The following is a 13,054-nucleotide window of genomic DNA, read 5'->3' as shown; positions in this document are numbered from 1 at the left end:
TCGCCGAGGCGCCGGGCCGCCGCCCGGGCCCGGGCCAGGCCCGCGAGCCGGCCGACCAGGACACCGACGCCCGTGGCGAGCACCGCGTACCGGGAGGCCGCGAGCACCTCGCCCACCGAGAGCCGGCCCCGGGTGAGCAGCACACCGGCCACGGCGACGACCGCGAGTTGCAGCAGCGGCGCCACGGCGACCGCCCGGGCCGCGGCCCGCCCCTGCACCCGCCACATGCGGTGCCCGGCCCGGGACAGATCGGGCAGCGGCCGCAGCACCCGGGCCGTCTCCCGGTCCTCGGTGCCGGCCGCGCGGACGGTGCGGACGCCCTCGACGGCCTCCGCCAGCGCGGCCGCGATCCGGCCCTGGGCCCGCTGGTAGCGCGAGGCGCTCTCGGAGGTGTCACGGGAGACGGCGCGCAGGAGAAGGGCGAGCACGGGCGCTCCGGCGAGGAACACGGCCGCGAGCCACCAGTCGATCAGACCCAGCGCGACCACCCCGCCGACGGGACCGGCGAGCGCGGCGACCAGCGCCGCACGGGCCGCCGGGGTGGTCCCCGCCTCGGCGGCGTTGCCGACCAGCCGTGCGACGAGGTCGCCGGAGCCGAAGCGGTCGGTGGCGCGCGGGCCGACGCCGAGCACGTGCCCGGTCAGCCGGCGGCGCAGCCACGCGGTGGTGCGGGCGTCGACGGTGCCGGTGAGGACGGTCTGGACGGCGTCGAGCAGACCGAGCAGCAGGACGAGACCGGCGCAGCAGAGTACCCAGCGGGTGGCCGGAGCGTGCGCCAGCAGCAGATCGAGGGCCCGGCCCAGCACGGCCGGGAGCAGCAGTCCGGCACCCGTCGCGGCCATGCTCACCAGGCACAGCGCCGCACAGCGGGACGCGCTGTACCGAGTGGCCGTGCGCAGCAGCCTGCGAGCGTGTCCGGCCGCCGGGTCGTCGTCGCCGCGCGAGGTCATACGGGCCTTTCCTGGGACGGGAAGGACCCCGGGCGGCCCCTCCCCGAAGGGAGGGAGCCGCCCGGAGCGAGCAGACCGTCGGTCAGAGACAGAGCAGAACGCTCGCGGCGCTGATGCAGGAGATCAGGCTCACCGTGCTGTTGCCGCCGCCGTCCGTGCGCTCTTCGGTCTCGATGGTCTGCAGGTCGAGAAGTGCCATGGTGTGTCCTTCCATTGGGTGTCCGTCCGTGGTCATCCGTGGGGACGGGGTTGGGTCACGACTCCGCGGGATCGCGCAGCCGCGTCAGTGGGGCCGCCTGTTCGGCGGCGGGAGGAACGGCAGGTGGGCGTCGGTCGCCGGGTCGAGGGCCGCGCCGAGCGCCAGCAGGCACCCTGCCGTTCCGGTGGCGAGGTCCATGGAGAGCCGCATCATCTGATGGCCGGGGAAGGCGAGTTGGCCCTGGTAGGTCATCGCGAACCAGCCGAGCCCGGCGATCTGAGCCGCCAGCCGGTCCCCGGTCGCGCCCGGCGTGGTCGTGCGGCTGAGGTGCAGGATCATTCCGGCGCGCCCCTGGAAGAGCCCGGGCTGCGCGTAGAAGCGTGAGGTGGCCGCGGTGAGCACACCCGAGCGGGCCGTCTCGAACTCCCCGGCGAGCGCGGGGGAGTGGACCACGAGGTCGTCGAGGACCATGCCCAGGCCCGCGCTGCCGTCGCCGAGGTAGGGCAGGGTCCGCCAGCCCTCGTCGACCTCCAGCGACCCGTTCTCGCGGGTCACACAGGACGCCAGGTCCCGGCGCAGGGCCACGGCCGCCGCCTCCAGCCAGGCCTCCTCACCGGTCCACTCGTACTGCCGCAGCATGAGCAGGGCGGCACCGCTCGCGCCGCGCAGCAGTCCGGCGCGCGGCCGGGACGAGGCCGGTACCGGCTCGGTGAGCCGTTGTACGAGGATCCGCGCGGCCTCGTGGGCCCGCTCGCCCAGCTCCGCCTCGCCGGTCGTACGGGCCAGGTGCCCGAGGACGAGTCCCAGTCCGGCCAGTCCGCCGTGCAGGTCGGAGGAGAGGTTCTGCCACCGCTCGGCGAGGATGCCCTCGACCAGGTCCAGCGCCCGCTGCCGGTGTCCGAGCCGGTCGAGGACCAGGGCGACGCCCGCGAGCCCGTCGTACAGGCCGAGCGGGGTGCCGACCGGGGCCGGTGCCGTCCGGTCCAGCAGCCAGCGCTCGCCCTCCTCGTACCGCTCGGCGCCGGCCGCGTCCAGCGCGAACAGCACCCCCGCGGCGCCGTGGGCGAGCCCGAGCCCGCCGCCGTCCGAGAACTGCGCGACGTCGCCGGGGAAGAGCCGGTCGGCGCGCTCCGGGGTCGCCGAGGCGAGAATGGCCTTGACCATCGAGTCGCGGCTGTACGGCCAGTCGCCCGGGTCCACCGGCGAGGAGGGAGCCGCCACCGTCCGGCCGGACACCTCGCGGGTGATCTCCGTGACCGCCTCGTCGAGGAACTCCCGCGGCACGTCCGGGAACTGCTGAGCGATCACCTCGGCCAGGTGCGCCGCCTTGCCTCGGTCGACAACGAACAGCGTGGTCACGGGCAGGAACAGGGCCAGCCGCAGACAGGCCAGCGCATAGCGGTCGATGTCAACGCCCCGGCGGTCCGGCGGCGCGAAGAACCCCGGGTGGGCGACGACCTGACGGCCGTTCTCCCCGGTGGGGGCCGCGGCCTCGAAGTCGAGGAGGAACACCGTCTCCCCGTCCGGGGCGACCATGATGTTGAAGACGTGCAGGTCGTTGAAGACGATGCCCCGGGCGTGCACCGCCGCCACGGCCTCCTCCACCTTGCGGTGGATGCGCAGCGCCCAGGCCGTGTAGGAGGCGACGGACTCCTCGTCGGGGTCCTGGGTGAGCAGCGGATGCCGCTCGGCGAAGAAGGAGTTGAGCGGGCGCCCTTCGAGGAAGTCCATCACCAGGAAGCGGTGGCCGCCGAGCTCGAACCAGTCGCGCACCTCCGGGACCACGCCCGTGCCCGCGACCTGTTCCAGCGCCCGCTTCTCCCGCTCCAGCCGGGCGATCGCGTCGGCCCCGTCCGAGGCGAGCCCCGCGTGCGGGCGGCCCTCCTTGAGGACGACCTTGCGCCCGTCCCGGGTGTCGGTACCCGCGTACACACCTCCGCCGTTGGAGAAGTGCAGCGCCTTCTCGATGCGGTACGGCAGCTCGCCCGTCGTCGTGTTGTTCCGTGCGTCGAGGTGAGGCCGGAGGAAGGCCGGCAGAGTCACCCACTCGGGCACCTGGAAGGACGGCGACCGCCGGTCCGGCACCAGCCGCCCCTCGCCGTCGCGTACCGCCGGCACCAGCGAGCCCCGCTCGTCCACGACGAACGCCCGTGCGAAAGCGCCGTAACGCACGTACAGCGGCCCCTCGCCCCAGCGCAGATCGGTGAGGATGTAAGGGCCCTCGAACCCCTCCAGCAGCGCGCCCAGCTCACGCAGCACCTGGTGCAGCTGCTCCTCGTCGGCCGGGTAGACGGTGACGAACTTGCCGCTGCCGTCGCGCGGGGCGTACTTGGTGTTGCGCAGGTGGAGCAGGTGAGGGCCCGGCACGAACTTGAAGGGGACGCGCCGTTCGACGCAGTAGTCCCACACGATCGCGGCGATCTCCTCCGCGTTCGCCCGGGTCGCCGAGGCGTGGATCTTCCACCCCTGGGCCGGGCCCTGGAGCGGTTCGCCGTCCGGGCCGAGCGGTGTCATCGTCTGCCAGTCGCCGATCCGGGCCGACTCCCAGCCCTCGGGCAGCGGCCGGCGGGCCGTCCCGTAGAGGTGGGCGGCTGTCCCCTGCCCGCCCTGCGCCAGCCGGTCCGGCGTCTCGTAGAAATACCGGTCGGCCAGCGCGTACACCTCGTACCGCTTGTCCATGCGTCCCCCTCCGTGACGAGCACCGAGCTTTCCAGCCACGAACCGTGCACGCACAGTCACGCCTGTCACGAGAACACCGTGCGGAACGCATGCGTTAAGACATGTTCGGATTCTTTCGAGCGTGCTCACCGAAGGTCCTCCACGGAACGCCCACAGGGGCTGCGCAGGTGTCTCATTAGCGCTGTAATGGCCAACGTGGTCAGTCAGGGCGCCCAAGAGCGCGGAACGCGAACGACGCGTGCCGAAGGTGCCCTCAAGGCGATCGCGGCCGATCAGGAGTCGCCCGAACGTCTGCGCCGCGTCCTCGAACAGGCCCTCGTCTTCGCCGGTGCGGCCTTCGCCGCCGTCTACGCGCCCGCCCAGGACGGCGAGCTGCTGTGCCTGATGGAGTCGGCCGGAGTCCCGAGGACGCTGTACGGGCTGCGCGACAGCTACCCGCGGGCGGGGCGGTCCCCGGTCGCGGCGGCCCACCGCGGCGGACGGCCGGTGTCGCTGGGCCCCGCGGAACTGGCAGCGGACGCCCAGGCGCGGCGCGTTCCCTCCGGGGAGTTCCATCTGACGGTCCTGCCCGTGCAAGGGGACGGCGGCTGCCTGATGGCCGTGAGCGAACGCCCCGGCGGGTTCACCGCCGACGACCTCCGGTGCCTGGAACTCGTCTGTGAAGCGGTCGCCTTCACCGCCCCGGCCGCGCCCTCCGAGGCCGGCGACCTGCCGCCGAGCGCCTTCAGCCTCGCCATGGACAGCGGCCGGGTCCGGGTCGGCGACGACCTTCTCGACCTGTTCGGCATCGACCCCGTGGAGTTCGACGGCCGGGTCGAGACGCTGCTCAGCCTGACCGTCCCCGAGGACCTGCCGTCCCTGATGTCCGTCGTGGAGGCGGACCACATGTCCATCGGCGACCGCGAGCTGGAGTTCCGCGTGCTCCAGCCCACCGGGCCGCCGAAGTGGCTCCGGCTGCGCGGACGCCTCCTGCCCGGTGGCGAGGGCCGCCCGGCGCGGCTCGTGGGCACGGTCGTCGACGTCTCGACGCTGCGCTCCGACGTCACCGACGTGGCCCGCGTCCAGCGCCTGGCCGCCGCGCTGGCCACCGCCGTCACCGTCCGCGACGTCGGCAAGGCCGTGGTCGCGGCGCTGCGCCGGCCGCTGAGGGCCGACCGGATCGCACTGGCCGAGCTGGAGAGCGAACGGCTCGTCGTCACCGTCCTCGACCCGCCCGAACCCGAGGCCTGGCCGGAGCTGTGGCGGTCGGAGTGGCGCACCGAGTGGCCCGACGCCCCCGTGCGCGCCATGCCCACCCTGGCCGCCGCGCTGCGCGAGGGCCGGGCCCGCATCTGGCCCGCCGGCAGCCCCCTGGAACGGTCCCTGGCCGAGGTCGGCCCCGGCGGCCTCGCCGTGCTGCCGCTGCCCGCCGGCAACCGCATGGCCGGTGCCTGTCTGATCGGCTGGGACACCCCGCACGACTTCGGCACCGACGAACGCGCGCTGCTCACCGCCTGCGCCGGTCTCGCCGGACAGGCCCTGGTGCGGGCCCGGGCCTTCGACGCCGAGCACGAACTCGTCGGGATGCTCCAGCGCCAGCTGCTGCCGCGCAGCCTGCCCCGGTTGCCGGGCGCCGTGGCCGTGGCCCGCTACCTGCCGAGCACGGCCGGACTCGAACTCGGCGGCGACTGGTACGACGTCATCCCGCTCCCCGACAACCACGTCGCCCTCGTCATCGGCGACGTCCAGGGCCACAGCGCCGGCGCCGCCACCCTCATGGGCCAGATGCGCACCGCTCTGCGCGCCTACGCCGTGGAGGGGCACCCGCCGGACGTGGTGGTCGCGCACGCCAACCGGCTCCTGGTGGACATGGAGAGCGACCTGTTCGCGACCTGCTGCTACGTCGACGTCGACCTGGAGGAGGGCGCCGCCTGGTGCGTGCGCGCCGGGCACCTGCCGCCGGTGCTGCGCCACCCCGACGGCCGGACCGAGATCGCTGAGGCCGAGGGCGGGCCGCCGCTCGGGGTGGTCGACCGGGCCGACTTCCCCATGAGCCCGCTCCGCCTGTCGCCGGGCATCCTGATCGCCCTCGCCACGGACGGCCTCGTCGAGACCCCCGACTCCGACATCGACGACGCCATGGACCACCTCGCCGAGCAGCTGGCCGCCGCCGCCCCCACCGACCTCGGGCTCGTCGCCGACGCCCTGCTGGGCAACGCCCCGCGCAGCGACGACGTCGCCCTGCTCCTCCTGCGCTACGACGGCATGGACCTGCGCCCGCTCCGGGAGAGCTGGACGGTCTGGCGGGTGCCGCAGGCCGTCGGGCACGCCCGCCGCTTCGCCCGGCGCACCCTGCGCTCCTGGGGCGTCACCGCCGAGTACGACGCCGTCCTGCTCGTCGTCTCCGAACTCGTGACCAACGCGCTCGTCCACACCGACGGCAAGGTCCGCATGGACCTGACCCTCGTGAACAACCGGCTGCGCGTCGCCATCGCCGACGCCTCCCCCCGCTCGCCGGTCAGACCGACCAGCATCGGCTGGGAGGCCACCGGCGGCCGGGGCATCCTCCTCGTCGAGGCCCTCTCCGCCACCTGGGGCACCCTGCCGGTCAGCGGCGGCAAGCAGGTGTGGGCGGAGCTGGTGCTGGGCCGCTGAACACCCGGCCCGGGCCCGGCGACCGGGTGGGCACGACGTCTCAGCCCAGCCGCTTCAGCATTTCCTTTGCCAGCGGGGCCGACGACGCCGGGTTCTGCCCCGTGACCAGGTTGCGGTCGGTGATCACGTGCGGGGCCCACGGCTCGCCGGCCCGCACGGTCAGCCCGGCCTCCGTGAGACGGTCCTGGAGCAGCCACTTCGCACGGTCGGCGAGACCGCCCTGGACCTCCTCGGCGTTGGTGAACGCCGCGACCTCGTACCCGGCGAAGACGTTCTCGCCGTCGGCCCCCACGGCGGCCAGCAGCGCGGCCGGCCCGTGGCACACGACACCGAGCGGCCTGCCCGACTCCAGGGCCCGGGCCAGCAGCCGGCCGGAGTCGGCGTTCACGGCCAGGTCCTCCATCGGGCCGTGGCCGCCGGGGTAGAAGACGGCCGCGTACTCGTCCAGCCGGACGTCCTCCAGCCGGACGGGACGCCGCAGCTCGACGAAGGACTCCAGTGCCTTCGCGATCCGGTCGGCGTTCTCCTGGCCGCCGTTCACCTCGGGGGCGAGGGAGGCCCGGTCGACGGTGGGCTCGACACCGCCGGGCGTGGCCACGACGACCTCGTGGCCGGCGGCCCGGAACGCCTCGAACGGGGCGACGGCCTCCTCGGCCCAGAAGCCGGTGGGGTGCCCGGTGCCGTCGGCCAGGGTCCAGGTGTCGGCGCCGGTGACGACGAAGAGGATCTTCGACATGGTGGGTGCATCTCCGTGGGACGGGCCGCGGTGGGACAGCGCGGCGATGACTCGTACGAGACCGACCGTAGGCGCCCGTACCGCCGGTTTTCCAATGGCAGCGCCAATGCCAGACATAGGTTTTCCGATGGCGGAGCGCGGTAGGGTCGGTTCGTGTGAGGCCCCTCGACCCCCTCGGCGCCGGCGGCGCGCCGACGCAGCCCGACCTGAACCTGCTGCGTACCTTCCTGGCCGTCCACCGGTCCGGCTCCTTCACGGCCGCCGCCCAGCTGCTGGGCCTTTCCCAGCCGACCGTCACCACCCAGATCCGCTCACTGGAGCGGCAGACCCGCCGGGAGCTGTTCGAACGGCTGCCGCGCGGCGTCGCCCCGACCGCCGTCGCCGACGAGCTCGCGGCCCGTGTCGCGGGGCCCCTGGACGCGCTGGCGGAGGCCACGGGTCACGGCCCCCGGGAGTCGCGCGCCGAGCCGGTCCATCTGGCCGGGCCCGCCGAGCTGCTGTCCACCCGGGCCCTGCCCGCCCTCGCCCCGCTCGTCACCGAAGGCGTACGGCTGCGCGTCACGACCGGACTGACCGAGCCCCTGCTCGACGAGCTGCGCGCCGGTCGCCACGACCTGGTGATCGCCACCAGCCGGCCCCGTGGCCGCACCCTGTCCGCGGTGCCGCTGGCCGACGAGGAGTTCGTCCTGGTCGCCGCACCCGCCTGGGCCGACCGGGTCGCGCGGCGCCGGACCGGAGACGTGCCCGCCGCATTGCACGACGTTCCGCTGATCACCTACGCCGAGGACCTGCCCATCGTGCGCCGCTACTGGCGGCACGTCTTCGGCCGGCGTCTCAACTGCCGCGCCGCTGTCTCGGCGCCGGATCTGAGGGCCGTCCTGGCGCTGGTCACGGCCGGTGCCGGCTTCAGCGTGCTGCCGCGCTACCTGTGCGCCGGCGACCTGGCGTCCGGCGCCCTGGTCCTCCTCGACGCCCCCGAGGACCCGCCGATCAACACCGGCTTCCTCGTCGGGCGGCCGGGCACCGCGGGCAACCCGCACGTGACCCTCGTCCGTGACCGTCTGCTGGAGGCCGGCCGTACCTGGTGACTCCCCGCGGCCCTGGTGACTCCTCGCGGCTGCCGGGTACCCGGCACGGCGCAGGACGGAGCAACCGCCACGAGCCGAAGGAAGAAGAGGGACGTCATGGCTCAGCATGTCCGCGACATCATGACCGGTGAGCCGGTCACCGTCGAGCCGCAGACCTCCGTCGCCGAGGTGGCGCGCATCATGCGCGACGAGGACCTCGGAGTCGTCCTGGTCACGGACGGCGACCAGCTGCGAGGGCTGGTCACCGACCGGGACATCGTGGTCCGGACGGTCAGCAAGGGCGGCGACCCGGAGCGGGTCACCGTGGCCGGCGCGTGCAGTGACGAGCTGGTCACCGTCAGCCCCGACGACGACCTGGTCCAGGCGGTGCAGCTGATGCGCGAGCACTCGGTACGCCGCATCCCGGTCGTCGACCACGGGCACCCCGTGGGCATCGTCTCCCTGGGTGACCTGGCCATGGAGCGCGACCCGGAGTCGGCACTCGGCGACATCAGCGCCGCGCGCCCCAACGCCTGACCGGGGGACGCCGCACCGGGGGCGACCCGGTGAACGGCCCCGCGCACCTCACCGTGCGCGGGGCCGTCGTGCGTCCCGCAACACCGGTCGGCGGCGGGGTGGTTGGAGCGCGCGGCACCGGCGTCCCGGTCCGGGTTTGTTCGGTTTCTCCCTGGGGACTCGAACATCAGTGGAAGCAGAAGGAAGATGATGAGTCGTGGAGTCCATGGACACCAGTGGGAAGCCCGTCGTCCGTCAGCACGAGACCGGCTGGTCGAAGGCGCGCCGCCTGCGCGGAAAGGCCGCGCTGCGGACCTGCCTCCCCGCCGTCGAGGACCGGGGCACCCCGCAAGCGGTGCGCTCCGGAGCGGACTGGAACATCGTCCGGGGTGAGGACTGACCCCCTCCGCCCGACGGCGCGGTGACGACCCGGGTAACTCCGGGCGTCGACAACTGAAGAAGTGATGTTCACATCCGCCGGATCACGACTAAGGTGAACCGAATGAAGGCTCTCGTGCTGTCCGGCGGCGCAGGAACAAGACTGAGGCCGATCACGCACACGTCGGCCAAACAACTGGTGCCCGTGGCCAACAAGGCCGTGCTGTTCTACGGGTTGGAGTCGATCGCCGAGGCCGGCATCACCGATGTGGGCATGATCGTCGGGGAGACGGCCGAGGAGATCGAGGAAGCGGTGGGGGACGGGTCGAAGTTCGGCCTCAAGGTCACCTACATCCCCCAGGAGCGGCCCCTCGGGCTGGCCCACGCGGTGCTGATCGCCCGGGACTACCTCGGCGACGACGACTTCGTGATGTACCTCGGCGACAACTTCATCGTCGGCGGCATCACCGGCCTCGTCGACGAGTTCCGCGCGAACCGGCCCGACGCCCAGATCCTGCTCACGCGCGTGGCGGACCCGCGCGCCTTCGGCGTCGCCGAACTCGACCCGTCCGGCCAGGTGATCGGCCTGGAGGAGAAGCCCGACCGGCCCAAGAGCGATCTCGCGCTGGTCGGCGTCTACATGTTCACACCCCTCATCCACGAGGCGGTCCGCGCCATCGAACCCTCCTGGCGCGGCGAACTGGAGATCACCCATGCCATCCAGCACCTGATCGACACCCGCGCCGACGTGCGCTCCACGGTCATCAAGGGCTACTGGAAGGACACCGGCAACGTCGGCGACATGCTCGAGGTGAACCGCACGGTCCTCGAAGCGATGGAGCGCCGCATCGACGGCGAGGTGGACGACGCGTCGGAGACCATCGGGCGCGTCGTGCTCGAAGAAGGCGCGCGGATCGTCAACTCCCGTGTCGTCGGACCCGTTGTCATCGGATCGGGCACCGTCGTCAGCAACTCCTACGTCGGCCCCTTCACCTCCGTCGCCGAGAACTGCCGGATCACCGACAGCGAGCTGGAGTTCTCCATCGTGCTGCGGGACTCCTCGATCCAGGGCGTCGGCCGCATCGAGGCCTCGCTGATCGGCCGGCACGTCGAGGTGACCCCCGCCCCCAGCGTCCCCAGCGCCCACCGTCTCGTCCTTGGAGATCACAGCAAGGTGCAGATCACTTCATGAACCTCCTCGTCACCGGCGCCGCCGGGTTCATCGGCTCCCGCTACGTCCGCGCCCTGCTCGCCTCGGACGCGCCCGACGCGCCGCGCATCACCGTGCTGGACAAGCTCACCTACGCCGGCACCCTCGACAACCTCGAACTGACGCACCCCCGGCTGGAGTTCGTGCAGGGCGACATCTGTGACGCCGAGCTCGTCGACAAGCTCATGGCCGGCGCCGACCAGGTCGTGCACTTCGCCGCCGAGTCCCACGTCGACCGGTCGATCAGCGGCGCCGCCGACTTCGTCCGCACCAACGTCCTCGGCACCCAGACCCTGCTGGACGCCGCCCTGCGCTACGACGTGGGCCCCTTCGTGCACGTCTCCACCGACGAGGTCTACGGCTCCATCGAGTCCGGCTCCTGGCCGGAGGACCACCCGCTCCAGCCCAACTCGCCGTACTCCGCTTCCAAGGCCTCCTCCGACCTGCTCGCCCTGGCCTACCACCGCACCCACGGCCTGGACGTGCGCGTCACGCGCTGCTCCAACAACTACGGCCCGCACCAGTTCCCCGAGAAGGTCATCCCGCTGTTCGTCACCAACCTCCTCGACGGCCACAAGGTGCCGCTGTACGGCGAGGGCCGCAACGTCCGCGACTGGCTGCACGTCGACGACCACTGCCAGGGCGTCGACCTCGCCCGCACGAAGGGCCGGCCCGGCGAGATCTACAACATCGGCGGCGGCACCGAACTGACCAACAAGGAACTCACCGGCCTGCTCCTGGACGCCTGCGGGGCGGACTGGGACCGGGTGGAGTACGTCGAGGACCGCAAGGGCCACGACCTGCGCTACTCCGTCGACTGCTCCAAGGCCCGCGCCGAACTCGGCTACCGCCCCCGCCACGACTTCACCACCGGCCTCGCCGAGACCGTCGCCTGGTACCGCGACAACCGGGCCTGGTGGGAGCCCCTGAAGCGGCGCGTCGCCCAGGAGCGGGCATGAGGTGGCTGATCACCGGTGCCGGCGGAATGCTCGGCCGGGACGTCGTCGGGGAACTGACCGGCCGCGGCGAGACCGTCGTGGGCCTCGACCGCACCGCCCTGGACATCACCGACCCCGAAGCCGTTGACGCCGCCGTGCGGGAGCACGGCCCCGACCTCGTCGTGAACTGCGCCGCCTACACCGCCGTCGACGACGCCGAGACCGACGAGGCCCGCGCCCTGGAGATCAACGGCCACGGCCCCCGTTTCCTGGCCCGGGCCTGCGCCGCGCACGGCGCCCGCATGATCCACCTCTCCACCGACTACGTCTTCTCCGGCGAGGCCCGCACCACCCCCTACCCGGAGGACCACCCGACCGGCCCGCGCACCGCCTACGGCCGCACGAAACTGGCCGGGGAACAAGCCGTACTGGACGAACTCCCGGGGGCGAGCGCGGTGCTGCGCACGGCGTGGCTCTACGGCGTCCACGGCTCCAACTTCGTCCGGACCATGATCGGACTGGAAGCCCGCCGCGACACCCTCGACGTCGTCGACGACCAGCGCGGGCAGCCCACCTGGAGCGCGGACGTCGCCGAGCGGATCGCCGACCTCGGCCCCCTCCTCGGCCCCGACGTGCACGGCGTGTTCCACGCGACGGGTTCCGGCGAGGCCACGTGGTACGACCTCGCCCGCGAGGTGTTCTCCCTCATCGGCGCCGACCCGGACCGGGTGCGCCCCACCAGCAGCGCGGCCTACCCCCGGCCCGCGCCCCGCCCGGCGTACAGCGCCCTCGCCCACGGACGGTGGCAGGAGATCGGCCTGCCGCCCCCGCGCGACTGGCGCTCCGCCCTGCATGAAGCACTGCCCCGCATCCGCAAGGAAGGTCTTCCTCGTGAAACGCCATGAGTTCCTCCGGGAACTGCACAAGGTCAGCGCCAATCGCAACTACCTGGAGATCGGCGTCAACGACGGGCGCAGCCTGACGCTGTCCCGCGTCCCCAGCATCGCGATCGACCCGGCCTTCAAGGTGGTCTCGGAGCTGAGGTGCGACGTCCACCTGGTGAAGGCCACCAGCGACGACTTCTTCGCGCGCGACAACCCGCTCCAGCACCTCAAGGGCGGCCGTCACCCGCTGCGCAACCTGCGTCGCGGCCGCAGCCCGATCGGCTACTGGCGCAAGACGACGCTGGACCTGTCGTTCATCGACGGCATGCACCTGTTCGAGTTCGCGCTGCGCGACTTCATGAACGTCGAGAAGTACTCGGACTGGGGCAGTGTGATCGTCCTCGACGACATGCTGCCGCGCAGCATCGACGAGGCGGCCCGGGACCGGCACACCAACGCCTGGACCGGCGACGTCTACAAGATCACCGAGGTGCTGGCGCGCTACCGCCCGGACCTGGTCACGGTGCAGGTGGACACCGCCCCCACCGGCCAGCTGGTCGTCTTCGGCGCCGACCCGGACAACCGGGTCCTGCACGACAAGTACGACGAGATCATGGCCGAGTACAAGATCCCCGACCCGCAGAAGGTCCCCGAGGCGATCCTGGAGCGGGCCGGCGCGGTCCGCCCCGAGACGCTCCTGGGAGCGGGCTTCTGGCGCCCCCTCACCCAGGCCCGCAACCGCGGTCTGCCGCGCTCCATCGGCTGGGAGCCCCTGCGCAAGGCCCTCCAGCAGGTGGGCGTGAGCCGCTGAACGAGGGCGCCGGCCACCGCCCGGGGGTGGCCGGCGCCGACGGCCTTCCTCG

The 13,054-nt window shown here is 72.9% G+C and carries 12 protein-coding genes; 8 read left to right on the top strand and 4 right to left on the bottom strand.

The window, feature by feature from the left end; all coding sequences use genetic code 11:
• The 3 genes from GTY56_RS16085 to lanKC form a co-directional block, all read right to left on the bottom strand.
• Positions 1-950, bottom strand: a 950-nt coding sequence (locus GTY56_RS16085) for an ABC transporter transmembrane domain-containing protein (protein ID WP_161366067.1), incomplete at its 3' end; no start/stop codon positions are given.
• An 82-nt stretch (positions 951-1,032) separates the two neighbouring features.
• On the bottom strand, positions 1,033-1,149 hold the full coding sequence (locus GTY56_RS16080; protein WP_107459826.1) for a SapB/AmfS family lanthipeptide: 117 nt from the start codon (positions 1,147-1,149) through the stop codon (positions 1,033-1,035).
• An 84-nt stretch (positions 1,150-1,233) separates the two neighbouring features.
• Positions 1,234-3,828: a class III lanthionine synthetase LanKC gene (gene lanKC, locus GTY56_RS16075; RefSeq protein WP_161366066.1), complete on the bottom strand. Its 2,595-nt coding sequence runs from the start codon at positions 3,826-3,828 to the stop codon at positions 1,234-1,236.
• Between the two features lie 186 nt (positions 3,829-4,014).
• Here lanKC and GTY56_RS16070 point away from each other — a divergent pair, with 186 nt between their 5' ends.
• Positions 4,015-6,462: a SpoIIE family protein phosphatase gene (locus GTY56_RS16070; protein WP_161366065.1), complete on the top strand. Its 2,448-nt coding sequence runs from the start codon at positions 4,015-4,017 to the stop codon at positions 6,460-6,462.
• A 40-nt stretch (positions 6,463-6,502) separates the two neighbouring features.
• Here the strand turns inward: GTY56_RS16070 and GTY56_RS16065 are convergent, their stop codons facing one another.
• Complete coding sequence (locus GTY56_RS16065) at positions 6,503-7,198, bottom strand: type 1 glutamine amidotransferase domain-containing protein (protein WP_161366064.1); 696 nt, start codon at positions 7,196-7,198, stop codon at positions 6,503-6,505.
• 155 nt (positions 7,199-7,353) lie between these two features.
• Between GTY56_RS16065 and GTY56_RS16060 the strand changes: the two genes are divergently transcribed.
• The 7 genes from GTY56_RS16060 (at position 7,354) to GTY56_RS16035 (ending at position 13,002) form a co-directional block, all read left to right on the top strand.
• A complete protein-coding gene (locus GTY56_RS16060; RefSeq protein WP_161366063.1) occupies positions 7,354-8,286 on the top strand; it encodes a LysR substrate-binding domain-containing protein in 933 nt (310 codons plus the stop codon).
• Between the two features lie 96 nt (positions 8,287-8,382).
• The gene (locus GTY56_RS16055) at positions 8,383-8,802 is read left to right on the top strand and encodes a CBS domain-containing protein (RefSeq protein ID WP_161366062.1); all 420 of its coding nucleotides are present in this window, start codon (positions 8,383-8,385) and stop codon (positions 8,800-8,802) included.
• A gap of 205 nt (positions 8,803-9,007) precedes the next feature.
• Entirely contained in the window at positions 9,008-9,181 is a 174-nt protein-coding gene (locus GTY56_RS39960) for a hypothetical protein (protein WP_202510260.1), read from the top strand.
• 102 nt (positions 9,182-9,283) lie between these two features.
• Positions 9,284-10,351 (top strand): glucose-1-phosphate thymidylyltransferase, encoded by a 1,068-nt coding sequence (locus GTY56_RS16050; RefSeq protein ID WP_161366061.1) that lies wholly within the window; start codon positions 9,284-9,286, stop codon positions 10,349-10,351.
• Complete coding sequence (gene rfbB / locus GTY56_RS16045; protein ID WP_107459839.1) at positions 10,348-11,328, top strand: dTDP-glucose 4,6-dehydratase; 981 nt, start codon at positions 10,348-10,350, stop codon at positions 11,326-11,328. Before GTY56_RS16050 ends, rfbB begins: the two co-directional genes overlap by 4 nt.
• Positions 11,325-12,212: a dTDP-4-dehydrorhamnose reductase gene (gene rfbD / locus GTY56_RS16040; RefSeq protein WP_161366060.1), complete on the top strand. Its 888-nt coding sequence runs from the start codon at positions 11,325-11,327 to the stop codon at positions 12,210-12,212. The genes rfbB and rfbD overlap by 4 nt, the downstream gene beginning before the upstream one ends.
• Positions 12,199-13,002, top strand: a complete 804-nt coding sequence (locus tag GTY56_RS16035) for a class I SAM-dependent methyltransferase (RefSeq protein ID WP_161366059.1) — start codon at positions 12,199-12,201, stop codon at positions 13,000-13,002. Before rfbD ends, GTY56_RS16035 begins: the two co-directional genes overlap by 14 nt.
• Positions 13,003-13,054 lie beyond the last annotated feature (52 nt).

Origin of the sequence: Streptomyces sp. SID5643 (assembly GCF_009872555.1) — a bacterium.
GTDB classification, from domain to species: domain Bacteria; phylum Actinomycetota; class Actinomycetes; order Streptomycetales; family Streptomycetaceae; genus Streptomyces; species Streptomyces iakyrus.
This window is presented reverse-complemented; position numbering and strand designations above follow the sequence as displayed.